Origin of the sequence: Commensalibacter sp. B14384M2, from assembly GCF_016101865.1 — a bacterium.
GTDB classification, from domain to species: Bacteria; Pseudomonadota; Alphaproteobacteria; order Acetobacterales; family Acetobacteraceae; genus Commensalibacter; species Commensalibacter melissae.
In genome coordinates, this window is record NZ_JACFPS010000004.1 from 156,440 (window position 1) to 181,113 (window position 24,674).

Annotated in this window: 26 protein-coding genes and 1 tRNA gene; 17 read left to right on the top strand and 10 right to left on the bottom strand. The window is 37.7% G+C overall.

The window, feature by feature from the left end; all coding sequences use genetic code 11:
* Positions 1-2: 2 nt before the first annotated feature.
* From H3R33_RS08285 to H3R33_RS08295, 3 genes are all read right to left on the bottom strand, one after another.
* Positions 3-1,160: an SPOR domain-containing protein gene (locus H3R33_RS08285; protein ID WP_198185395.1), complete on the bottom strand. Its 1,158-nt coding sequence runs from the start codon at positions 1,158-1,160 to the stop codon at positions 3-5.
* On the bottom strand, positions 1,157-2,962 hold the full coding sequence (gene argS, locus H3R33_RS08290; RefSeq protein ID WP_198185394.1) for an arginine--tRNA ligase: 1,806 nt from the start codon (positions 2,960-2,962) through the stop codon (positions 1,157-1,159). Before argS ends, H3R33_RS08285 begins: the two co-directional genes overlap by 4 nt.
* 119 nt (positions 2,963-3,081) lie before the next feature.
* Complete coding sequence (locus H3R33_RS08295; RefSeq protein ID WP_110439357.1) at positions 3,082-4,257, bottom strand: deoxyguanosinetriphosphate triphosphohydrolase; 1,176 nt, start codon at positions 4,255-4,257, stop codon at positions 3,082-3,084.
* Between the two features lie 337 nt (positions 4,258-4,594).
* Here H3R33_RS08295 and xth point away from each other — a divergent pair, with 337 nt between their 5' ends.
* Entirely contained in the window at positions 4,595-5,362 is a 768-nt protein-coding gene (gene xth, locus H3R33_RS08300) for an exodeoxyribonuclease III (protein WP_110439356.1), read from the top strand.
* A gap of 18 nt (positions 5,363-5,380) precedes the next feature.
* Here xth and H3R33_RS08305 read toward each other — a convergent pair whose 3' ends face one another.
* The gene (locus H3R33_RS08305) at positions 5,381-6,523 is read right to left on the bottom strand and encodes a hypothetical protein (RefSeq protein WP_198185393.1); all 1,143 of its coding nucleotides are present in this window, start codon (positions 6,521-6,523) and stop codon (positions 5,381-5,383) included.
* A gap of 76 nt (positions 6,524-6,599) precedes the next feature.
* On the bottom strand, positions 6,600-7,709 hold the full coding sequence (locus H3R33_RS08310; RefSeq protein WP_122122968.1) for a hypothetical protein: 1,110 nt from the start codon (positions 7,707-7,709) through the stop codon (positions 6,600-6,602).
* Between the two features lie 184 nt (positions 7,710-7,893).
* Between H3R33_RS08310 and H3R33_RS08315 the strand changes: the two genes are divergently transcribed.
* The 15 genes from H3R33_RS08315 to H3R33_RS08385 all read left to right on the top strand — a co-directional run bounded on the left by H3R33_RS08315 (position 7,894) and on the right by H3R33_RS08385 (position 19,153).
* Entirely contained in the window at positions 7,894-8,802 is a 909-nt protein-coding gene (locus tag H3R33_RS08315) for a hypothetical protein (protein WP_198185392.1), read from the top strand.
* Positions 8,803-8,894: 92 nt separating this feature from the next.
* Positions 8,895-9,458 (top strand): hypothetical protein, encoded by a 564-nt coding sequence (locus H3R33_RS08320; RefSeq protein ID WP_198185391.1) that lies wholly within the window; start codon positions 8,895-8,897, stop codon positions 9,456-9,458.
* A 161-nt stretch (positions 9,459-9,619) separates the two neighbouring features.
* Positions 9,620-10,630: a glucokinase gene (glk, locus tag H3R33_RS08325; RefSeq protein WP_198185390.1), complete on the top strand. Its 1,011-nt coding sequence runs from the start codon at positions 9,620-9,622 to the stop codon at positions 10,628-10,630.
* 42 nt (positions 10,631-10,672) lie between these two features.
* Positions 10,673-10,813 (top strand): hypothetical protein, encoded by a 141-nt coding sequence (locus H3R33_RS08330; protein WP_162988518.1) that lies wholly within the window; start codon positions 10,673-10,675, stop codon positions 10,811-10,813.
* A 96-nt stretch (positions 10,814-10,909) separates the two neighbouring features.
* Positions 10,910-11,464 (top strand): dCTP deaminase, encoded by a 555-nt coding sequence (dcd, locus tag H3R33_RS08335; RefSeq protein ID WP_198185389.1) that lies wholly within the window; start codon positions 10,910-10,912, stop codon positions 11,462-11,464.
* 14 nt (positions 11,465-11,478) lie between these two features.
* Entirely contained in the window at positions 11,479-12,744 is a 1,266-nt protein-coding gene (gene murA, locus H3R33_RS08340; protein ID WP_198185388.1) for a UDP-N-acetylglucosamine 1-carboxyvinyltransferase, read from the top strand.
* 115 nt (positions 12,745-12,859) lie between these two features.
* Positions 12,860-13,558, top strand: coding sequence for an ATP phosphoribosyltransferase (gene hisG, locus H3R33_RS08345; protein WP_155566318.1), 699 nt, complete (start codon positions 12,860-12,862; stop codon positions 13,556-13,558).
* Positions 13,555-14,853, top strand: a complete 1,299-nt coding sequence (gene hisD, locus H3R33_RS08350; protein WP_198185387.1) for a histidinol dehydrogenase — start codon at positions 13,555-13,557, stop codon at positions 14,851-14,853. The genes hisG and hisD overlap by 4 nt, the downstream gene beginning before the upstream one ends.
* A gap of 79 nt (positions 14,854-14,932) precedes the next feature.
* Positions 14,933-15,151, top strand: coding sequence for a translation initiation factor IF-1 (gene infA, locus H3R33_RS08355; RefSeq protein WP_110439346.1), 219 nt, complete (start codon positions 14,933-14,935; stop codon positions 15,149-15,151).
* Between the two features lie 2 nt (positions 15,152-15,153).
* On the top strand, positions 15,154-15,765 hold the full coding sequence (locus H3R33_RS08360; protein WP_198185386.1) for a nucleoside triphosphate pyrophosphatase: 612 nt from the start codon (positions 15,154-15,156) through the stop codon (positions 15,763-15,765).
* On the top strand, positions 15,765-16,883 hold the full coding sequence (locus H3R33_RS08365; protein ID WP_198185385.1) for a ribonuclease E/G: 1,119 nt from the start codon (positions 15,765-15,767) through the stop codon (positions 16,881-16,883). The genes H3R33_RS08360 and H3R33_RS08365 overlap by 1 nt, the downstream gene beginning before the upstream one ends.
* Positions 16,876-17,088, top strand: coding sequence for a DNA gyrase inhibitor YacG (locus H3R33_RS08370; RefSeq protein ID WP_155566314.1), 213 nt, complete (start codon positions 16,876-16,878; stop codon positions 17,086-17,088). The genes H3R33_RS08365 and H3R33_RS08370 overlap by 8 nt, the downstream gene beginning before the upstream one ends.
* 51 nt (positions 17,089-17,139) lie before the next feature.
* Positions 17,140-17,215, top strand: a tRNA-Phe gene (locus tag H3R33_RS08375).
* Positions 17,216-18,355: 1,140 nt separating this feature from the next.
* Entirely contained in the window at positions 18,356-18,709 is a 354-nt protein-coding gene (locus tag H3R33_RS08380) for a hypothetical protein (protein ID WP_198185384.1), read from the top strand.
* 78 nt (positions 18,710-18,787) lie between these two features.
* Positions 18,788-19,153, top strand: coding sequence for a DUF4209 domain-containing protein (locus H3R33_RS08385; RefSeq protein WP_198185383.1), 366 nt, complete (start codon positions 18,788-18,790; stop codon positions 19,151-19,153).
* A 7-nt stretch (positions 19,154-19,160) separates the two neighbouring features.
* Here the strand turns inward: H3R33_RS08385 and H3R33_RS08390 are convergent, their stop codons facing one another.
* From H3R33_RS08390 to H3R33_RS08400, 3 genes are read right to left on the bottom strand one after another with little or no spacing between them, the layout of a single operon-like run.
* Positions 19,161-20,048, bottom strand: a complete 888-nt coding sequence (locus H3R33_RS08390) for a hypothetical protein (protein WP_198185382.1) — start codon at positions 20,046-20,048, stop codon at positions 19,161-19,163.
* Between the two features lie 42 nt (positions 20,049-20,090).
* Positions 20,091-20,696, bottom strand: a complete 606-nt coding sequence (locus H3R33_RS08395; protein WP_110439340.1) for a phosphatase PAP2 family protein — start codon at positions 20,694-20,696, stop codon at positions 20,091-20,093.
* Between the two features lie 3 nt (positions 20,697-20,699).
* Positions 20,700-21,428: a hypothetical protein gene (locus tag H3R33_RS08400; RefSeq protein ID WP_196424200.1), complete on the bottom strand. Its 729-nt coding sequence runs from the start codon at positions 21,426-21,428 to the stop codon at positions 20,700-20,702.
* A 259-nt stretch (positions 21,429-21,687) separates the two neighbouring features.
* Between H3R33_RS08400 and H3R33_RS08405 the strand changes: the two genes are divergently transcribed.
* Positions 21,688-22,383, top strand: a complete 696-nt coding sequence (locus H3R33_RS08405) for a nucleoside triphosphate hydrolase (RefSeq protein WP_155567636.1) — start codon at positions 21,688-21,690, stop codon at positions 22,381-22,383.
* A gap of 4 nt (positions 22,384-22,387) precedes the next feature.
* Here H3R33_RS08405 and H3R33_RS08410 read toward each other — a convergent pair whose 3' ends face one another.
* Complete coding sequence (locus H3R33_RS08410) at positions 22,388-22,852, bottom strand: hypothetical protein (RefSeq protein ID WP_198185381.1); 465 nt, start codon at positions 22,850-22,852, stop codon at positions 22,388-22,390.
* Between the two features lie 186 nt (positions 22,853-23,038).
* Positions 23,039-24,448 (bottom strand): carbohydrate porin, encoded by a 1,410-nt coding sequence (locus H3R33_RS08415; RefSeq protein ID WP_198185380.1) that lies wholly within the window; start codon positions 24,446-24,448, stop codon positions 23,039-23,041.
* Between the last annotated feature and the right edge of the window lie 226 nt (positions 24,449-24,674).

Consider the following 24,674-nt stretch of genomic DNA (forward strand, 5'->3'; position numbering starts at 1 on the left):
GATTAAAAATTGGCCAACGTGCAAGAAAGACTTTTCGTTTTCAATTGGCTACAAAAACTATTTGCCTGAGTCTTGGAGGTAAAACCCTTAATTCTTATTCGATAAATCGTATTACCCTTAACATTAGCCTTTTGAATGGTGGGAGAATATTGCCCCAATAACTCTGGGGCTTTTTTGCGCATGACCTGCCATTGTTTTTGTGCTGCAGCATTTGACCCTAATGCAGCCAGCTGCACAATAAAATGACCATTTCCTACACGTTTTTCTTCCAATTTTACAGAAGGGACTTTTTTACCGTTATCTTGACGATGATGCCGAATAGGTTTTTTTGAAGGAACAGGCACAACAGATTTTTCTGCCTCATCCGATTGTTCATCAGAGACATTACCCTCATCTTCCTTTGATTGTGCCTGCTTTTTGTTTTTATTCTCTGGCAAGTCATTACCCATTGATGACGTTGCCGTCGATGGAGCTGCAACCGAAGGTACATTATTGGGAGACGATACTCCATTATCCATAACATTGCCATTCATATTGGTCATTGCGGGAGTCCGATTATTAGAGGCTGTTGAATTGCCTGTTCCATATTGTGCAGCTAATGCCGATGGGTCAGCCTGTTCAGGTCCAGGCGCAAGAACAGGTTTTCCATTCGCTTCCATTTGACCTTCAGCCTTATCCATACCAATAGTTTCTGTGTTGTTTTCCGGTAAAGGTTTTTCCTTGGCAGCAATTTGAGGCGGTTCAAAAACGGGAATACCCTGATGTCCTGCATGAGACATCATCCACCCTCCAATGAAAAGCAATAAAATACCGCCAATTCCCGCTGCGGCATAGGCTAATCGACGTGTCGAGAAATCTCCATGAAATAAATTCTGCATAAATGCGAAACGTGGCTGTCCGCGACGATCATAATCCTCATCATATTCGTCTTCTTCATCGTCTTCTTCATGATAACGTGATGCCATTCTTTCCCTGCCATTTGGATCAGGACGATTTTGACGTGGAGACAATCGTCCATCATCTTCACGGGCAGGATTCATACGCGGGTCTTGTCCACGTATCATATTCTCTCTACCCTGACCCGAACGAGAGGCTTCCATGGAATCATCATCAAAAAATGATCTTTTTCTAGGGGGTTCAGGTGAATTTTGATCCATCATCTCATTTCCTCAACTGGTTCTATTCCCAAGACCTGCATAGCAGAACGAATTACACTTGCAATAGCTTCAATCAACGCCATTCTGGCCAACGTGCCATGAACATCACCTTTTTGGATAAAGCGTAAAGTCGCATCATCCCGTCCGGCATTCCACAATGCATGAAAATCTGATGCAAGCTCCATCAAATAATAGGCAATACGATGTGGTTCACGCATCAAGGCGGCACTTTCAACTGTACGGGGCCATTGTGCAAGTCGCCGCATAACCGCTAATTCCTCTTCATTTCTGATATTGGACAGATCCGCATTTGCCAGATCGGAGGCCGTTAATCGTTCTTGACCAAAAATCTCTTCAGCAGAACGCAAAACGGAACGGCATCTTGCATGCGCATATTGAACATAAAAAACAGGATTGTCACGGGTTTGAGCAACAACCTGTTCAAGATCGAAATTCATTTGCGCATCAGATTTACGTGTTAACATGGTAAACCGCACCGCGTCTTTTCCAACTTCATCGATCAGATCGCGTAATGTTACAAAAGTGCCTGCCCGTTTGGACATCCTTACAACCTCACCATTACGAACAACTCGAACGATCTGACATAAAATAACTTCAAAATCAGTTGACACATCCACTGGACTTAGAGCTTTTACTGCCGCATTCATACGGGAAACATACCCACCGTGATCTGCACCCCATACATCCAATAGAATCTGATAACCTCTTTTTATTTTATCATAATGATAACCTATATCATTAGCAAAATATGTTGCACTGCCATCAGATTTCCGTAAGGGACGATCCACGTCGTCACCATAAGCCGTTGATTTAAAAAGTGTTTGTGGACGAGCCTCCCAGTTATCTGGCAATTTCCCTTTGGGAGGCTCCAGTATACCTGTATACACCAGTCCCTTTTTTTCCAATATCCGAATTGCCTGATCGGCTATACCAGATTCAAGAATTGCACGTTCTGAGATGAATTCTTCCTGCAAAACACCTAAAGCTTTCAGATCTTGGCGGATATCATGCATCATGTGAGTCAAAACGCACTGTTTAACTTTTTCAAACCATGCTGGAAACGGTTTTTGTTCTATGCCCTGCAATAATGTCTTACCATATTGCTGAGCAAGATCCTGTCCAACTGGAATAAGATAATCTCCTTGGTATTGTAAACCGGTTGGCATGTACGCCTTGTAACGCTCTTCAAAATCAGTCGGGGAACAATCTCCTTCAAGAACCTGGACATAACGCCAATAGGCTGCCCATGTTAATGCAACAACCTGATTACCTGCATCATTGATATAATATTCCTTGGTAACGTCAAAACCAGCCTTAGCCATCAAATTGGCCAACACATCCCCAACGACCGCGCCACGACAGTGACCTACATGCATTGGCCCTGTCGGATTGGCAGATACATATTCAATGTTGGTTTTGATATTATTTCCAATTTGACTGTTTCCATACGCTTCCTGTATCTGCAAAATCGTTGAAACGAGATTTTGAAAAACAGAAGGGGCCAATTTCAAATTCACGAATCCCGGCCCAGCAGGTTCAGCCTTTTCAATACCAGAAACAGATTGAAGGCGTTCAGCCAATTCCTTGGCAATTTCCTGTGGCCGACGCTTGGCAATTTTTGCCGTAATCAAGGCTGCATTCGTCGCCATATCCCCATGTGAAACATCACGTGTAGGTGTCAATTCAATTCTTTTTATCAAATCTTCTGACAAATCAGGTAAAATTTGTCGCAAGGCCTTTATAACACAATGATAAAAGGAAACATATAAATTCTGCTCAGCCATACAAAAATTATCTTTCTTTATAAACACCTTATCCATACCCAATTATTCAGCAATCCTGAAAATAAAATTGATTATACCCTAAACAAGACTTTGAACCATCCAACAAATTATTTAGATTTTTACGACAAAATAGATAAATCGGTCAGTCTTTGATACTCTTCTATTGCATAACGATCTGTCATACCAGCAATATAATCCGTAATAACCCGTAAAATACCTGATTTCTGTTTTCTTTTTCCTGCCTCCAAGGCACGTATTTGCCATTTTTTGGGTAACAAATCAACATTTTCAGATAAAATCTCGAATAAATGCTGAACCAACAATTCCCCCTTTCGACTCATACGATTGACACGCCAATGCGAATATAAATTCTGATACAAGAATTTACGAATTTTTTGATTGCCTTCCATAATTTTAGGACTAAATTGCACGATCCCATATGTACAATTTCTGATATCCTCTGGCGTCTTCGGGTTCAAACCGCTTAAGTTGTCAGCAGTCTGTTTTTTCAAATCACGAACCAGACAATCGATAACCCGTCTTATTACTTCATATCTCAAACGCTTTTGAAGACTATCCTTAAATTTACATTGCTCCATTTGTTTTCTTGCTTCATATAAAGCCTCTCCAACAACGGGAAGATCTTCCAAATCTTTAAATTCTATCAATCCCGCACGTAAACCATCATCCAAATCATGGCTATGATAGGCAATATCATCGGAAATTGATGCTATTTGGGCTTCCGCTGATGCATAATTGAACAAATCCAAGGGATATGACCGATTAATCCGTTCTAAATAAGGGTCGGGATTGTCAACCGGCCCATTATGTTTGGCTAATCCCTCTAAACTTTCCCAAGTCAAATTGAGTCCATTAAAGGCAATATATTGTTGCTCCAATAACGTTACCTGTCTTAATGACTGGTCATTATGACTGAAACCGTTATAATCCTGCATCATCTTTGCCAGAGCCCTTTCTCCAGCATGTCCAAAGGGTGAATGTCCCAAATCATGTGCCAGCGCCAAACATTCTGTCAAATCCACATTTAATTTCAAAGCGCGAGCAACAGAACAGGCAATTTGCGCAACCTCCAACGAATGCGTCAAACGAGTTCGAAAAAAATCACCCTCGTGATTGATAAAAACCTGCGTCTTATATTGCAATACACGGAAAGCTGTAGAATGGATTACACGATCCCGATCTCTTTGCCAGGGGTTACGACCTTGTGCCTCCGTTTCAGGATAAAATCGTCCCCGAGCTGTTTTTTCCTGAACGGCATAAGGTGCTAAATTCATGATTGCCACGCCTAAATTTATCCAACATAATCAATTTAAATTATCCTGATCATTTATTATTCTAATTATATCATTATAAAATTGTAATGGTATATAGCTCTCAATTTATTTTAAAATACGACCAAAATTCAATGACTACAATCATATATGTATTAGATTAAAATACAGCACTCTCGATTTTACATAATCCAATCATCCGGAATTTTATTTTTTCCAATCACAAAAAATCAAAGCTTAGAGACGAAAAGGATCATCTGTCCACCCTTGCCATCAAGATATAATGAGATTAATTTGACTGGAATTCAATTTGTATCTTTTCATACCAAGGATTATCCTGATGAAGATTGCTAGCTGGAATGTTAACTCTATTCGCCAAAGACTTTCCCATGTTCAAAAATGGCTTCAAAAAGAACAACCTGACTGGCTCTTTTTACAGGAAATCAAATGCCAGAACGCACAGTTTCCATCGGAAAGTTTTAAAGCCTTAGGCTATCATGTTATCGTACATGGACAAAAAGCCTATAACGGGGTTGCCACCTTAAGCCGCCATCCCTATAAATTGCTTCATACGGATTTACCTGATCTACAGAATACAAAAGACCATGCTCGATATCTCGAGATTGAGAGTCGAGACATTCATCTCTGCAATCTATATTTGCCAAATGGTAATTCCGGCGGCGAAGAGGGATTTCAATTCAAAATGGATTTTATCAATGCATTAATCAAACATGCCCAATCCTTATTGAACGACAAACAAAACTGTATTTTTGCAGGTGATTTCAACATTTGCCCCACCGACAGTGATTTAACCACCAATATACTTTCTTCCGATGACGCATTGATCCGTCCGGAAAGCCGAAAAGGTTTTTATACGCTTTTATGGTTGGGTCTGTCGGATGCATTTCGCATTCTCCATCCTGATACAATCGAATATAGTTTTTGGGATTACACCAAAGCTGCATGGCAACGAAATGCAGGTCTTCGAATTGACCACGTTCTATTGTCAGCAAAAATAACTGAACAATTAAAAAATTGCTGGATTGATAAAGAGGAACGAGCCAAAACCCAACCTTCTGACCACGCCCCCATTGTCATTGAATTTTAATAAACAATCAGCTATTCTTCAAACAGCCATCCAGCTTGTAGTTGTTCCTTTATAAGGTGTATCAAACTCCCTTATAACCTCGGCAAATTTTTGATGATCCAATAATATACAGGATGGATATTTTGCCTCTCCACGCAAAGCACGATAAAAATGACGGTTCAGTGCACGCGCGAACACTCCTGGGCCTGTCTTGTAGGCAATGAATAAACCCTGATGCAAATAACTATTCCGGTAAAGACTCAACATACATTCTTCTAGAATAGGACTTTTCGCAACAGAACCAAAAAAGTCATTATGAACTACATTATTATGCGTTAGAAAGAATACATGATCATAAATAGCAGGAGTTATTGAGTAAAATTTTTCAACAGATTGAATCTGAATATCAGCATCCAGCCACCAGCCACCATAATAGTTAATAACGTGAACTCTTAAAAAATCCGCTGCTTCAGCTGGATGACGAGCAGAAAGAAAGATTTGCCGTGCTTCTACACCGTAATTTTGATATAACCACTCTGTTGCTTCCGCCTTATCAAAAATTTTTAGGTTAAAATGACCAAGTTCTTTTAGAAATTTAAAATTATTACTTATTTCCTCCGGAGGATTCTGATCCCAATATAAAAATAAATTATTGGGAATAACACTAAAATCGGCCCTACCCACTTCTCTATTTTTAATTCCTATCGATGATGCGGGATTAAAGATATTCATCATAATTGTAAGATAGATTGTATCGGCTTCCTCACCGGTATGAAATTCCTCATAACAATTTTGCATAATTCGAATGGCATTAAAAGCATCATTGTTTTCTCTATATTGTTTCCATCCAACCACAAAATTATATAAAGGAATACATAGATTTTTTAACTGTTCAAGTTCTTCCTGCTTTAAAGGCAGACTTGCTTTCAGTAAAGCAACCTGACGGGCCATAAGTAAAACATGAGCCAATGGATATTGGGTTGGACTTTTGGAGTGGGTATCAAACGCTATTTTATAGAAAAAAGCTGCCTCGGAATAAAAATGATTTGTCGAGAGAATGTTTGCAATATCAAACAAGGGATTTAAATCTTTTGCCCCATGATGTTTGAAAACATCCAAAGCTTGGGGACAAACAGATAAAATCTCCTCATAACCAACATCCAAATTCATATCATCAGTCATAATTTTAACTTTACCTTAATTATATATTCAATTCTAAAATTGCTTAATATTTCAAATATGAGACCACTATTGACTATCAAACTGAACTCCAGGTCCCTTTTTGTTTGTATGCAACTGGATATTGTTCAGTTAATTTGGAAAAAAATGAAGAATCCATAATTTTCAAAGAAGGATATTTCAATTTTCTTTCTTTTATACAACGCGAATAAATTCTATTTAATGCTCTCATAAAAACACCCGGACCTGTTTTATAAGAAATAAATAAACCATCATATTTATAACAATTGTGATAGATAGACAACAAACAATCTTCTAAAAAAACGTTATGCGGTTGGGCTCCAAAAAGATCATTATGAACAAAATTTCCCTCAGTCAGAAAAAAAACCGCATCATAATTTGCCGGAATCATTTCAATAAACTGATTTTCAGAAACAATTTTCAAATCCGCATCTACCCAAAACCCACCCAATAGATTAATGACATGAACGCGCAAAATATCCGCAGCCTCTGCAGGATGTCTGGATTTTAGAAAAAGTTCCCTGGCATCACGCCCGTAATAGCCATATAACCATTCACAAGCCCTATCCCTGTCAAAAACCTCTACTTTAAAATGCTGGAACTTCTGATGATGCTCAATGTTTTCCTTAACATCCTCCGGTAAATTCTGATCCCAGTAAAAAAAAATAGATTGAGGAATCTTATTCTTAACCATTCTCTCAGGGAAAATATCAGATTTCAATGCATCATGAATTAAACCAACATTAATAGCATCAATTTCTTCACCTGTATGAAATTGTTCAAAAGTATGATCAATTTTCTTTATCGCCTGTAAAGCATCAATTTTTCCGCATCTATATTCTTCAACACCCCTAATATAATTCATCAAGGATGGGGAAAGCTCATGCAACCTTTGGCAATCTTTTTCATCCAGAGCTATACCGGCCTTTACCAAACACAACAGTTTAACCTGCAATAATATAGCTTCACGTGGATGTGCTTCGGCTTCTAATTTACGATAATTAATCGCCTCTTGATAAAAAGCTGCTGCCTCTTCTAAAAAACCGTATAAATGTAAGTGATTAGCGATATTAAATGCCGTCATGACATCATTACAGCCATGCTGATTATATAAATTTTCAGTCACTGGGGAACGTGCCGCCAGATCTTTTAAACTTTGTGCTTTCACTTTAACAATACCATCCTTACAGAATACAATTTAGAAAAAATACGAATTATATCTTACTGTTCCTTACTTGTAATAAAATAATGGAAGTTATAAAACATTATTTAATAAAAATATTCTTTGCTTTGCTTTACCACTTTCATATTATAATGCAATTAATTCTTTTTCGAGGCAATCAGGTATTCCAATGCGTAAATTATTTTACCTTTTAACTTTTTTTCCACTCTCAACATTTGCCAATATTTCAACGGCCTCATCCTCCCCTGATCCTAAAACTTATCCTTCCACAATAAAAAATGAGGAAATTCATTCCATCATTAAAGAAAAAGATTTTCATGACTGGAATGTGATTGTCGGTAAAAATCATGCCTCCCTTAACTGGAACAGAAATTCAACTTCCAATTTAAATTTATATATTACACCTTCCGAACACAGAATAACCCTTGATGTAACAGCCAAAAAAAATACTTATCGGGAATTCAAGCTTTCTTATATAACCTGGAACATCAGGGAAGTTTCCGTGACCCTAAACAAGACAAGGGATCATAATGGCTGGGTAACCTATTCTACCGCTATCTACACAGATAACATCACAAAATTCATTAATGCTTTGCAACACAGTTCACCAATGATTTTGAATCTTTCGATTTCAACCTCAATTCCAATTGACATGAATGGTGAACGATCTGCATTGAATTCTTTCATGAATGTAATCAAGGAAAAAAATCTGAAAGCCCCCCCTCCCCTAGTCACAAGAAAAACAAATCCTGAACCTGTTAGCCCTCCTGACGGGATGTCTCCAGATTTAGTGCCTCTTTTTCAACAGGCTGATTATTATGTCAAAAAATGTATTGATCACGCCTCAGAACCATTAAATAGCCCAACCAGAAAATCAGTGTGTACAACACGTAACGATTATTTAAAAAAGATGAAAGATAAAGGCTGGTGCTGGGGAAGCGGTGACCCTGACCAACATGATAAAAATAAAAATTGGCGACTATGCATCATGAGTCCTAAAGGAAGCGTTCCCAAGTTGAAAGAAAAGGTCCAGGAGGATTTGCAAAAGGCTCAATCCATGATGAAGGATCAAATTTAATTTATGTAAACCAGAACAAATCATAGTTTTTGCTTTAAACTTCGGTTTTAAACCTTTACTCTAGAATTAATTTATGAAGGGTAACGTATTCCATGATTTCTTTATCAAAAACATGTCAATTATTTGTTCTGGGTGTGAGTTTATTTACAACATCCTATTCTGTGACAACATATTCTGAAACTCTGAAAACACAAAAAATAACCCGGCAAACCAGCGAAAACATAAAATTTGGGGAATGGTTATATTATCCCCAATCTAATCCACCGACACTTGCTTGGTGGAATGAGAGAATGTCCCGAGCTGCACCAATCTTATATATTTCCTTTTCAGCTGAAAAAATCACGCTCAATGCCGTAACGCCACTTTGGCCAAATACGGGAATTATTTTCTACCTGAATGATAAAACAGAAAAACAGGGCATCAATCTCATTCTTCAGAAAAGAGATCAGGAAAACTGCTATTATTCCGCGACAATAGATTTGGAAAACCGACAAAAATTTGTGAATAATCTTGTTACTGTACGTAAGGCTCGTCTGATCACACCCATTTCATCGCAATCTTTATCCCTGAAACAAGTCAATCAAGCTATGCAGCTTATAATAACAACACATCCAGAGATTAACTTAACCTTACCGAGCACAACCGCTTCGCAATAGTCTAAAGAGATTGTTTTTAATCTTTACCCAAAAAATGCCTTAACGAATTTAACAAAAAGTTGAAAAAAATATTAAAAATCCTTAAATTAAATTCAAATTTATGTGAACAAAAATATTGTTAATATTATTTGTTTTAATCCTCTTAAATGGAGATTTTTATTATGTCCAACTCCAAGAATAACTCCACTCCTGTTGATGCTCCCATTGAAATTGTCGTTGCAGATATCGGAGGGACAAATGCACGTTTTGCAATTGCCAAGATACAAAATGGACAGGTCGTTACCATTGACAGCGAAACCATTTTAAAAACAGCAGATTATGCAACTTTGCAACTTGCATGGGATGCCTTTGGACAAAAGGTTGGCCGTCCTTTGCCTAAACAAGCCTCCATGGCAATTGCCTGTCCGATTCGAGGTGATATTCTCAAATTTTCAAACAGTCCATGGATCATTCGGCCCGCCCTTATTCCCCAACAGCTAAATCTGGAAAAGCTTGTTCTGATAAATGATTTTGAAGCAATTGGACATGCGATCGCCAACTGTCAAGAGGACCATCTTAAACATGTTTGTGGCCCAAGAAGAAAAGAAAGTCCTCAAGGAATAACCACAGTTGTCGGTCCTGGAACAGGACTGGGAGTGGCTTCTCTTGCATTTGATACAGACAAATATACCGTTATTCCAAGTGAAGGCGGGCATTCCTCTTATGCCCCTTGTGACAATATCGAAATCAGTATTTTACGGTACCTGAAACAACATTATCGCAGGGTTTCCGCAGAACGGATCATTTCTGGTCCCGGATTGGGCAATATCTATGATGCGCTTGGCGCAAATGCCGGACTGCCTGTTACCCATCACAGCGATAGCAATCTATGGGAGGCCGCATTAAAGGGTACCGACCATCTTGCCACGGCTGCACTGGAACGGTTTTGTCTGAATTTGGGAACTTTCTGCTCCGACATGGCTCTGGTACAATTGGCCAACCGTGTTGTAATTAGTGGTGGCATCGGTCTTCTTCTAGCCGATTATCTTCCCCATTCGGGTTTTGCAGAACGGTTTGTTGATAAGGGTCGCTTTGAAAGAATGCTGGCTGATATCCCTGTTGAAATTCTTACCTATCCACAACCAGGGCTTTTAGGAGCGGCTGCGGCTTTTGCAGTCCAACATTTAAAATAAGCTTTGTTGATTCTTTCAAAAAATTAGGTAAATTGATTCATTATGAATAGTGAGCCAAAAAAAATAATTTTGAAAGATTCTATAACTCAACGTCGCGACAAGGAAGCCGCGGCGTTACGCGAGAATCTAAAACGCAGAAAACAGCAACAGCGTGAAAGAAAAGAGCGAGAACCACTGACGTAAAATAATTTTTGTAAAGGTTTGTTTACAAAATACTTGTTTATCATTTCAAATTTATTTAATTAAAACGCAAAGATATAAAGGGTAGGGAGTAGCTTTATGCCAATTATGCCTGATCGCTGGATTAAACAGATGGCTAAAGAAAAAGGAATGATTGAACCTTTTGCTGATAAACAGCATCGTCTGGGAATAATTTCTTATGGTGTATCATCTTACGGATATGACGCCCGTGTTGCAGATGAGTTCAAAATCTTTACAGATGTCGACAATGCCATTGTAGATCCTAAAAATTTTACGCCAAGCAGTTTTGTAACCCGTAAAACAGATGTATGCGTGATTCCGCCCAACAGCTTTGCTCTGGCCAGAACCGTGGAATATTTTCGTATTCCAAAAGATATCTTGGTCATCTGTCTGGGAAAATCAACATATGCACGCTGCGGCATAATTGTAAATGTCACTCCCCTGGAACCTGAATGGGAGGGGCAGGTTACGATTGAAATCAGTAATACCACTCCCCTTCCTGCCAAAATTTACGCGAATGAAGGAATCTGCCAGCTTCTTTTTCTCAAGGGCAGTGAACCTTGTGAAGTCAGTTATGCCGATAAAAATGGCAAATACATGAAACAGATGGGTGTCGCTACCCCTCGCTTATAAATGAAAAAAAAAGAATGGATCGCTTTTTAATCCGTGGGGGCAGACCCTTATATGGTGATATCGTCATTGGGGGGGCAAAAAACGCAGCTTTGCCAATCATGGCATGTGCCTTGCTTACCCCTGAACCTTTATCACTAAGAAATATTCCAAGTATTGTTGATATACGTACCATGTGCGCACTTCTGCAACAACATGGTCTTACTATCACTTATAATGACAAGGATCCACATCATATCACTTTTCAAGGGGATATTGCAAACACCGAAGCTCCCTACAATATCGTTTCGAAAATGCGAGCCTCTATCCTTGTTCTAGGACCCATTCTTGCACGTTGTGGTAAGGCCAAGGTCTCCCTGCCGGGAGGATGTGCAATCGGAACCCGTCCTGTTAATCTTCATCTGGATGCACTCAAAGCCTTGGGCGCTGAAATCGAAATTGATCAGGGATATGTTATTGCAACTGCACCCAAGGGATTACGTGGAGGTCGCTTTGTATTTCCATTTGTTTCTGTTGGCGCTACAGAAAATACAATCATGGCTGCCTGCCTTGCCAAAGGCAGAACGGAACTGTTGAATGCAGCCCGTGAACCTGAAATCTGCGATCTTATTGACTGTTTGATCGCGATGGGTGCAAAAATAGAGGGTAAAGGAACAAGTCATCTGATCATTGATGGCGTGGATCATTTACATGGCGCGGAACATTCCATCCTGTTTGATCGAATTGAATGCGGTACCTATGCCTGTGCAGCCGGTATTACAGGTGGAGAACTGCGCCTGATCGGAGCCGACATTCATGCCATGGGATCTGTTATTCATGCGTTGGAAGAGGCTGGGGTAGAGGTGTTTCCGGAAAAAAACGCCATTCTTGTCCGGCGCACGGGTGATTTAAGAGGCATTGATATCATGACAGAACCCTATCCAGGTTTTCCGACGGATATGCAGGCCCAATTCATGGCCCTTCTCTCAATTTCTGAAGGAGCGAGCATGATTACGGAAACAATTTTTGAAAACCGTTTCATGCATGTCCCAGAACTGAACCGTATGGGTGCAAGAATCAATGTTCATGGTTCTTCAGCAATTATTCGTGGTGTTCATTCCCTATCCGGCGCGCCTGTTATGGCAACGGATCTACGGGCTTCGTTTTCGTTAATCCTAGCCGGTCTGGCCGCAGCCGGAGAAACAAGCCTGAACAGGATTTATCATCTAGACCGCGGTTATGAAGCAGTCGATCAAAAACTGTCTGCCTGCGGTGCTCAAATTGAAAGAATCAAGACTAAATAATATTTTCATTCCTCATAGAAGAGAACTTGTTTTATACTAATGATCTGATTATAGTTAAACCTTAAATTATTTAACAATTTTATTATAATCAGATCCACTTTTGCTTACACTTTAAATGTCTGTACCTGGCGTGAAATCAAACCCTCTTATTTTAGCCCTTCCTAAAGGAAGGATACTAAAGGATTGTCTCCCTCTTCTTGAAACAGCCAATATTATACCAGAACCCGCTTTCTTTGATAAAGACAGCCGCCTTCTTCGCTTTAAGACAAATGACCCTGGACTTGACATTATCCGCGTCCGTTCTTTCGATGTCGCAACATTTGTAGCTTTTGGCACGGCTTCTCTGGGTGTTTGTGGTTCCGATGTCCTGATGGAATTTGATTATTCGGATATTTATGCACCTCTTGATCTCAATATAGGACGCTGTCGTTTATCTATCGCGCAATTAGCGGATACAAAAAATAAAAATCTGGAAGACCCCGCGCGTTGGTCACAGATAAGTGTTGCAACCAAATATCCGAATATCACCCAACGTTATTTTGCCAGTAAAGGCGTGCAAGCAGATATCATTAATTTGCATGGTGCCATGGAACTTGCGCCTGTCTTGAAATTATCCAGCTTGATTGTGGATCTTGTCGATACAGGATCAACCCTAAGGGCCAATGGTCTACAGGAAATTAAAACGATTACACAAATCTCCAGCCGTCTCATCATCAATCGCACCGCCTTAAAAACACAATCTGCCCGCGTTAATGCATTAATTGAACGGTTTCGCCAACTTGTCACCCTTCCAAACAATGAAGATATATCATGAAAATCATATCAACAAATCAACCGGATTTTAAAACATTTTTCTGTAATCTTCTTGCCGCGCGAACAGCAGACACTTCACAAGCAACAAAACCCGTAACAGAGATTCTACAGGCTGTAAAAAATGATGGCGATGATGCACTTTGTGAATATACCAAACGCTTTGACCGTTTGTTACTGTCTCCCACGGAATTACGGATCACAGAACAGGAAATAAAGCAAGCCTGCAAGAAAATTGATCCGGAATTGCTTGATGCACTTGATCTAGCCGCCCAACGAATTCAAAAATTCCATGAAAAACAATTGCCTCCCGATCTTGATTACCGGGATGATTGTGGATTTAATCTTGGGTATCGCTGGAATGCCATGGATTCCGCCGGATTATATGTTCCAGGAGGTACCGCTGCCTATCCTTCATCCGTTTTAATGAATGCTATCCCGGCCAAGGTTGCTGGAGTCAAACGGTTGGCAATGTGTGTCCCGACCCCGGATGGCCATTTAAACCCTCTCGTCTTGGCTGCGGCTTATAGGGCAGGTGTTACCGAAATTTACCGTGTTGGTGGAGCACAAGCCATTGCCGCCCTGACCTTCGGGACACAAACCATTGAATCCGTTGACTATATTGTTGGTCCTGGCAATGCCTATGTCGCCGAAGCAAAAAGACAGGTTTTCGGTTTGGTCGGTATTGATAGCGTCGCAGGCCCCTCCGAGGTTGTGGTTGTTGCTGACCGGCATAATAATCCAACACATATCGCCCTGGATCTTTTGGCACAAGCGGAACATGATACCATGGCACAATCAATCTTTATTACTGATAATGAGGAATTTGCCCATCAAGTTTCGCAAGCTGTCAATGAACAATTGAAAAGTCTTTCACGAAAAGAAATAGCGAAAACAAGCTGGAAAAATCATGGTGCTATTCTTGTTGTAAAATCCTGGGAAGAAGCCATTCCCCTTATCAACCGGATTGCCCCTGAACATCTGGAGCTCATGCTTGAAAATCCAGATAACCTATTCAGCAAAATCAAACATGCCGGCACAATATTCATTGGGAAATGGTGTCCTGAGGCAATTGGAGATTATGTTGGCGGTCCCAATCATGTTTTGCCAACCAGTCGTACTGCACGTTTTTCATCCGGATTATCGGTTTTTAATTTTCTTAAACGAACGACTTTCCTTAAAAGCGATGAAAAGGGTATTGAAAAAGTGGGACCTGCTGCAGTGGCGATAGCAAAAACTGAGGGTTTAACCGCACATGCCTTAAGTATTTCCTCCCGTTTGGACAGTTTGCATAAATAAAACTGGACATTTTTCAATATTCATCGTTATGGTAAGAACAAAATTAATTGTTTTAACTTGAAGGATATATATACTAAAAATGTCTAAAGAAGATATGATCGAATTCAACGGAACTGTTACTGAACTTTTGCCGAACGCAATGTTTCGTGTAAAATTGGATAATGAACATGTTATTTTGGCCCACACCAGCGGTAAAATGCGCAAGAACCGTATTCGTGTTTTGGCGGGTGATCGCGTAAGCGTTGAAATGACCCCTTATGATTTAACCAAAGGTCGCATCACGTTCCGCTTTAAATAATAATGCATCATTCCTCTTTCTTGATGGAAAATTCTGATTTTCCAATTACGCTGGCCTCCGCATCACCAAGACGTTTACAACTGCTTGAACAAATCGGCATTAATCCTGAAAAAATCGTTCATCCTCGAATTAATGAAACGCCCCAAAAAAAAGAATTGCCCAGACAGTATGTTCAGCGCCTTGCACAGGAAAAACTATCGGCTGGCAGGGAACTCTCTCTTGAATCACCCATGATTTTAGCCGCTGATACGGTTGCGGCAGCAGGACGACGTATTTTAAATAAAACGCAAGATGTAAAAATCGCGGAAAAACAATTACGTTTACTGTCTGGTCGAAGACATAGAGTTTATACAGCTGTTATATTGTATAATGCAAAGACACAACGGATCTCCTCACGTCTTGTCTGTACTATCGTGCATTTTTCACGATTGACTGATAAACAACTCTTTTCTTATTTAGAAACCGATGAATGGAAAGACAAGGCTGGATCCTATGCCATTCAGGGTTATGCATCCAGTTTTATCAAATCCATAAATGGGAGCTACAGTAATGTTGTCGGTCTTCCATTATTTGAGACAGCCCAGCTTATACGCGGTCAAGGATTAATCCCCTGATGCCTCAAATCTGGGTTATTTCAGCGCCTGGTCTAATACATATTGCCGTTACCCATCATGACACTCTCTTAGATTATGCCTTATGGTATCCTGGATTTCCTGATGGTTTCGGGGACATTTACTATGGTCGGGTTACCGCCCATTTACCTGCATTAGGTGGAGCCTTTATTCTTCTGGGTAAAAACATATCCGGTTTTTTGCCTGATAATGCAGGTGCCAAAAATCTGCACAATGGCGATAAAATAATTGTCAAAGTCTCACGAAGTGCCCAGAATGGAAAAAATGTCCGTTTGGATACCAAAAACCTATCCATCAATATCCAGAAAAGCACTGAAATACATCTGATCCAACAAGGACCGTCTCCTTTAGAAGATCTTTCAAGATTTTGGGAAAATTTACCAATCATAATTGATGATCCGCACCTTATTCATATCCTACCAAGTTCGTTGCATAATCGTGTTCAAATTGCGCAGACCTCCTGTCCAAGCATTATATCGGAACAGATTGAGACATTAATGGAATCATCCGTTAAATTACCAAAAGGAATTCAAGCATCAATTACCCCGACCCCGGCTCTCGTCGCTATTGATATGGATAGTGTAAGCCATAGCCAAGAAAATCAAACAAAAATAAAGGCGCAATTTGACGCAAACCGTATCGCTTTGCCACCATTATTGCATCAAATAAAATTGCGTAATCTATCAGGTGCAATTTTTATTGATCTAATAGGTCTGCCAATCAAAAAAAGACGTTTATTACAACAGGACATCAATGACGCATTGGCCAATGATCCATTATCCCCCCGATTATTGGGATTTACGCACCTGGGATTGGCCGAAATCGTTCGAATGAGAAAACGCCCACCCCTTCATGAACTGTTAACCTCGGATCACGGAAAAGCTGTTAAGATCCTTGCGAAGGTCATGCTGGAATTCAATTCAGTCAATCACCATTACCGTTATCATCTTTTAAAATTGAAACTTCACCCCCATTTATATCAGGCATTACTAAAGGATGAATATGCCATTAAAGATTTTGAACGACGATGTTCTATATCGCTACAACTAAAAGCGGATTTAACATTTAAACCTCAAGAATGGGATTTTTCTTATGAATAAACCTGCGTTACATTGTCCTATCTGTAAAAAACCGGCCCAAGAAAAATTCAAACCATTTTGTTCTAAACGATGCGCCGATATTGATCTAGGTCGTTGGTTTTACGAGGATTATCGCATTGCATCCCCTCCACAAAATGAAGAGGAAGAAAAAGAATTGCTAAATTCCATAAAAGAAAGACTTGATCCTGATCCCAATGTAGGGTAAATGCTTTGTATACATTGATTCGCGTCAAATACCGAAAGCGAATATCAAGATGCCCAAGTAGCTCAGTCGGTAGAGCAAGCGACTGAAAATCGCTGTGTCGGTGGTTCGATTCCGCCCTTGGGCACCATAAAAATTAATTATATATAAATATATTATTTAGTAGTTTGCAGTGATTTGCCACAAAACACTAATCTCTCTTCAATTTTAATTTAATTTCATTAAATTTCATTTCGTTTGTAATATTTTATTCGAAACAAATTTAACCTTAATTTAAAATCATGAAAGAAATTTAAAACAATGAAAGGTTCGCCAAACTAACGCAAGAAGCATTTCTTGAATGTAATTGGAAATATGAACCAGAACAAAACCATGTTTTTTACGATAAACTTCACTCTAGTTTAAAAAAAATTGCAAAAGAAAAACTAGATATTGGACAGCAAGAACAATATGAAATTTTTGAATTGTTAGCGGAAATTTCTTTAATGTATTTAGATGCTGATAATAAAGATAAACCTTTTAGGGCTTTTTTATAAATAAACTAGGACAACGTACTAAAGAACCTTCAGATCTTACAAAAGAAGAGCTTGAATTCTTAAGCCTTATATTAAATAACATTCCTGAACCATCGTTAAAAGCAAGAATAGCCGATATTTTATGGCTTGTTCAAGAACCAAAAAATTATAAATATGCCCAAATCGCAATTGATTCATACACTTATTACACTTTTGACAACAAAAAAAATGTAAGTTTTCTGTTCCAAGATTTGAACAAATACTACGAACGTGCGATTTATTTGTGTCAACAGATAAATGATAGTAATCAATTAGATAAAATACTATCTAAATTGACATATGTTTTTAAAAGTGAAAATGACAGTGGACTAATATTAATATTAGCAGAATTAATAGATAAAACAAAAAATAAGGATGTATTACAAAAAATTGCAATGCCTAGATTATATCAAGAGGCAATTTAACTTAAAAATGAAAATAATTTTCATTTAGCAATAATTATTTTAACATTTCTAAACAATAAATATAAACAATTATACGATAAAGAAAATGAAATAAAATCTCTTTTCAACATAGCCGAATATCATGAATATCATGGAGATTTTAGATATAAAAATAATGATTGTAGCGCTTATTCTATTTATGAGGAAGCTTTACAAACATATAATAAAATACCTAAAAAAAATCGAAACGATTACGATGTAGATAATAAAATACACAACCTTCATGCTAAATTAAAAGAATCTAACCAAATAGTGTTAGCAAATATGCGTAAAATATATATAGGCCCCATTAATATTACAAATTCAGTGCAAGGATTTGTACAACACATTTCAAACAAAACAGATCCTATTGAAACTCTCAAATATTTTACCGGTTTAGGTATTGATTATCAAGATCTTGTTCAAAATGCTGTAAAAGAATCAGATCAATTTTTTTTCTCTAATTTATTTACAAAAGATTATAGAAGTGATGATGGACGTATAATCGCAAAAATCTCACCTGACGATGAAGAAAATAAATTAAATGAAAAAAAACAAGAAAAATATAGATTAATTATTTATACAAACATATCATTGATTAATGAAAGGCTGAACCAACTTCATTAAGAAGATAAATTTTCAAAAGAAATTTTTGAAAATATCTGTCATAAATCTCCTATTGTTCCTAAAAATCGGGAAAAAATCATGGCAAACGCCCTGTGGTCAGATTTTCAAAAGGATTTTATAGCTGCTATTTATCTACTTTGCCCGCAAGTTGAAAATATTATAAGAGATCAACTTAAAAAAATTAAAGTTCGTACCAGCAATTTGGATAAAAATAATATTGAAACATATAATAGCCTGAATACTCTTTTAAAATCACCTGAAATAGAAAAAATTTTAGATGTAAATTTACTTTTTGAATTTAAAAGTTTATTTATTGATCCAATAGTATTTAATCTTCGTAATAATACCGCTCATGGACTACTAGATGATAATGAAGCATCATCATCAGCATCCATTTACGCTTGGTGGTTCATTTTAAAATTGATTATCCATTCAATAAAGTAAAACAAGATCAACAAAAATCATTACTATCGTCTATAAAACGACCTGCAAAAGTGTTTAACCTGTTCTTAATTTCTTCAGGTATCATAAATCGATCAAAATAGTAATTTTGAATTTTATTCAATTTTTTTTCCACCAATTCATCATGATAATCGCCCATCATACCATTAATTGTCGATAAATATTGAAAAGTCTGATGATGATAATCTGATGGAAACAAAACATCAAAAGTACCATAGGTGGCTGCAATCATACTGATTGTTTTTCTCATGTTATGAAACTCATGAGCTGTTATAGTTACATGTGTTGCAAGCTCTTTCTTAATGATTTCCAGTCTCTTTCGAAAATATTTTACAAAGCTTTTCAGGTTGCAGGGAAAAAAGCAATTTACTTCCCGTTTTAATAAATACAACCCTTTTTCATGCCAAATATAATCCAGAAATACCGCCCTTGGTTTTACAATGAGAGATTTCCTGTTTTTGAAGCCATCCTGTAATTTGCCTAATAAACCCGTCATCTTGCCAAGCCAGTACGGTCTACAATGGCGTTCATCAAAAGCCCTATATGCATAGCACAAATGTTTGAATTTGGCCCTTACCTTCTTGTAAACGGCTTTATTTTCCTTGGATAAATGGCAAGAGTATCTCAAGGAATGCAAAATATTCATAAATGCGGGTTCCATAACCCCTTCCACCCATAATTGACGACTAATCATAAAACCGTCAATCAGTTGATCCTGTGTATAATCAAATACAAGTTTGTCAGGTAATGAAACATTGAGGTGAATTTCATCATCCACCAAAATCATTTCATATAGCTGATCACATTGAAAACGAGAAAAATGGAAACCCTCAAATTGTATAATATTATGTGGCTTGGTAAAAAATTTAAAATTCACGATATTTCCGCTATAAAATTAATACAGTAAAAACCTGCCTGATTATAAAATATAATCTAGCAATTTTTGAACAAATACAGTATTTCTAATCCCCATCATAAAAGCAAACCACATGATCGCACATCCCCATCCTGCCAGTATATCACTTATCCAATGTGCCCCCAATGCCAGACGCGACCATCCCACTAAAAAAACCCATATCAATGATATCCAACAAACCAAACTGTAATTCCTTAAACAGTATAATATAATCAACACAAACATCAGTCCATTGACTGCATGTCCACTTGGAAAACTGGCTGTTGTCGCATGAATATGAGAAAATGGAAAAGCGGGCCTTGCTCTAACAATTATATTTTTCATTAAAAGAAAAACCAGACGCGCTGAAATCAAGATTACAAACAGCCAAACCGCGTCTCGATGCGAACGATGAATCCAGACCCATAATATGAATATTAAGCTTAAGGGAAGAACAACCGCAAATGAACCCGATTTAGATACAAGTCTATTCCAATAAATCAAGCTACTGTCATGATCAGAAAGCAAAACACCATTGAGTTTCTGATCCAGATCTGTGCAAAGGAATAAAAAAACAGCAAATAAAAGAAAAATAAAACCTATTAAAAATAGCATTTTATGATTGAACAATAATCAATTCCTTATTTTCCCTTCGCTATATGCAATTTCTACTTTCCTAATTGCCCGCATAGCTGTTTCATAAACTTCTTTATAAGGCAAAGAAGCATCAATATCAACAATTGGTGCCCCTCTGAATTTTAATTTTTGAGTGGCTTCCACTTTGATTTTTAACAAATTGTAATCGTGATCCTGTTTACGTTGATATGCGGTATCAACATCAATGTTCAACCGAATTATCAAGTCCGGTTTTATGGAAGCCATGTAATCATAAAGCCTGTATTCTGTTTTAACAAGAAACTGGATAAAACGGTTTTGCGTATGTGCAGCTGACAAACCGGGTCCGTCATAAAATCCTACAACATCTGTCTGAGGATAGCGATCCGCAATAATCAAAACCCCCTGTTTTCTTAATTTCAACATTTTTATAAAATTAAGAAAACGAACACAGGAAAAAAAGAAAATGACCAAGGCCGTTAAAACACCAGGAATTTTTTTTCCCTTGGTACGGGCCGTTCCCGCTTTCTTATCGATTATACGTCCAAGTATTTTTCCCCCAAATCTGAATTGACTGATCTTTCGACCAATATTTCCTGATCCTTGGCCCAAATAGCAGCACTTTGCAGGTCGCCCTTGATTTAATGCTTCAGCAAGATCAAAACTTAATGTTGATTTTCCTGATCCATCACAACCGACTAATGCAATTAATGGGCCCTGATTTTCAGTTGATCTTTTTTTATGCATATATAATCTTCTAAAATATAACAGATTTATGTATATAATTATGGATATCTTTGGAACACAAGTTTTAACTTAAAGCCTTATTTGCTTTAAGTTACTGATTCTATACTGAAAAATTCCAAGGAATTTCCAACCTAACAGACTAGGAAAGGTTGTCTTATAATACAGTTTTCATTGACTAACAAATCAAATTTGACCGTAATCTATTGAAATATAGAAAGATTACGATATCCCATTTAAATAACCAAGAGATATATAATTTATGACACAATCTTCTACGCCACCGATTATTGCTATTATTGGGTGCGACGGATCTGGCAAAACAACAGTCTGTCTGGAATTGGAACGCTGGTTGAATTCAGTTCATCCTACAAAATTATGCCACTTGGGCAGACAAACGGGAAATATAAGAAGACGTCTGATTAAACTTCCGTTTCTAGGGAAAAAACTTGATAAAAATATTACCAAGACCAATAAACAGGCTAAATCAAAAGAAGGACCGAACGCATTATTGGCATTGGGAATATTCATAATGTCTCTACGTCGCGTTTACCGCTTTTACAGGATGCTTTCACTGCGTAAGCAAGGCTTTTACATTCTTACTGACCGATTTCCCCAAGTTGCCGTTATTGGTGGACTGGATGGACCTGATCTGACAACAGAAAACCCAGCGTCGTCCATAACACGCCTGCTCACAAAGCTTGAACGATCACTTTATAACTGGATGATCAACCATACACCCGATCTGGTTATACGGCTAAACGTAACCGTTGAAACAGCCCAACAGAGAAAACCTGATCATCGCCTTGAATCAATGATCAAAAAAATTGGAACATTACAACAGTTAACCTATAATGGTGCCCCCATTATTGATATTGACAATAATACACAACCCATTGAAGAAACCATTAATCAGGCTAAAAAAGCAATTGCCGAAAAATTAAATATTGTTTCATGAACGTTTAATAATTTGGTTCATATATCGGCATTGCTCTACGAAAAACGTTACGTGTTTTATTTTGAGTTGGATCCGCTGTTTGAGGAAGCGGTGCATTAATACCAATATCATGATGACCACGTTGACGTTTACTGTTCACCCAACCTTGTTCAGCATTCAAATGGCCTTTATCACCCCTTGTATAATGATTGGGAAGTAACAAGGCGGGCTTGTTTTCCTGTTTTAAAGATTGATAATGTTCAACCCTTTGATTCTCCTGCATTTTTTGCCTGATGGTTGAAGGAATGGAATCCGCGTCTTTAATCGTTTGTTGCGGCGTGTTTTCATCTTCTTTTTTTTCAACCGTCTTTGGAGGGGGAACATGGTGATGATGGTGGTGACGTGCGAAACAAGATAAGAACGGAATCATTGAATTTACCATCAATCCCCCAATTATCCCCAAAACCAATCTATTTCCTTTTTGTTTCATTAAAGAAAAACCACCTTTTTTCAGTAAATTTTAAACTGTATTAATTATACATTATATAAAAGGGAAAATAAAAATACGCACTACAAATTATTACCTATTTATTCATTAATTTACAATATAATGAAACGATACAAGGATTTCACATCTTATAAGTATAGATTGAACAAAAACCTCTGAATAAATTTTCTAAAAATTAATATTGGTTTTTAATCCAATAACAAAAGCATCTTTGTAGGCTTTAGTGGCAGCAACATGATGAAAATATTCGACAACTGGCATGACCATAACACCCCGATAAGCAGAAATACCATAATTCAATTCAAACAAAGCAGAATTTGTCTGTGCTGCGGGTGCACCATTCAATAATGACAAAACCTTTGCATTAAAAGGGGAAGACAATTGCGTCATTTGATATTTTTGTGCATGTTTTAAACTCTTAGGCACTGTATAATAGGTAAACATGAAGCCTATTTGGTCATAGGGTCTTTTCTTCCAAAATCCCTTATTAATAAAACCTACATTATAAAGATCCTTAAATGTAGAAGTTGTTGTTGAATCATGTCCATAATTCAAAATTAAATATAATCCATGATCTTTCTTGGGGTCATTACGAAAAATCATCTGATCCATCATAACCCAAAATTGACTGCGATGATCTTTTTTATTTCCATTTACAGCCTGTGCAGACCAAGTTTGAAAACGACTGGTATCAAGACCAGCACCTATATGATAATATCCCGTTAACTTATCTTTACCAAATTCAGGGTTATAACTGTATTCAATTGGCATAAAAACACCTGTTGCAGCATTCGTACTCCAGTCAAAACCTGCGACACCCCCTTTACCGGTTCCCCATGGAGAACTTTCATAAGCACCCAATTGAAAGTAACTTTGTTTTGCTAAATGAAATAAAAATCTAATCCCCCAAACAGTTCCAGGCCAGGGTGTGAAACCTTGTTGGGACTGAATACTCCTAGGTTGACCACAAGTTGCAATTAACATAAACTGACATGCGAATGGACTTGATGCAAATTCATTTCCAACACTTAACCGTCCTGCACGAATATTAACCTGATCTTTCCATAACTGTTGTTCAATATAAATATAATTCATATGAAATAATCGGTCATATCCACCCCCATATATTTCCTGGGCCTGAATTTGTGAATCCCCAACATAATCGGAACTGGCATTACGCCCAGCTAGATTTAAAATCATCGCATGAGTCGAAAACCCTTTAAAACCTGCAATTTTCTCCCAATCCATATCAACTGAAAAAGCAATCTGATGTGCATAATCGACACCCTTTCTACGTCCTCCCCTTACAATACCTGCTGTTTCACCTGTCCAGCTTAAAGCAAACTGCACACCATGAGGATCCAACTTTTCATTTAATTTATGGAAAAATAATTCACCATCTGAATCGTAAGGTACACTTTTACCATTTTGGTCTAATGTATCAATTTCATGATCAGAATAAGTCTGTGAAAAAACGCATTTAGAATAGTAAACACTGTAAAAAAAACTAAAATGAAACAAAAAAAGAATTTTAAACCAAGTCTGATTAATAGAATTGTAAGTTTTTTTTTGTGTCATAATCTCCTTTCATAGAATTGACATTGCAGAAAAATAATATTTCTTTTAATGAACCAGACCTACAAATTAAAAGCAATTAACAAGCAATATATAAATATCAAATTAAATTTTAAACTGATATAACGAGTAAAATTCGTTTAAGTGATGATATAGCAATTTTGAGTGGAAGTTATTGGGAGCGGGGAGAGGATTTGAACCTCTGACCTTCAGGTTATGAGCCTGACGA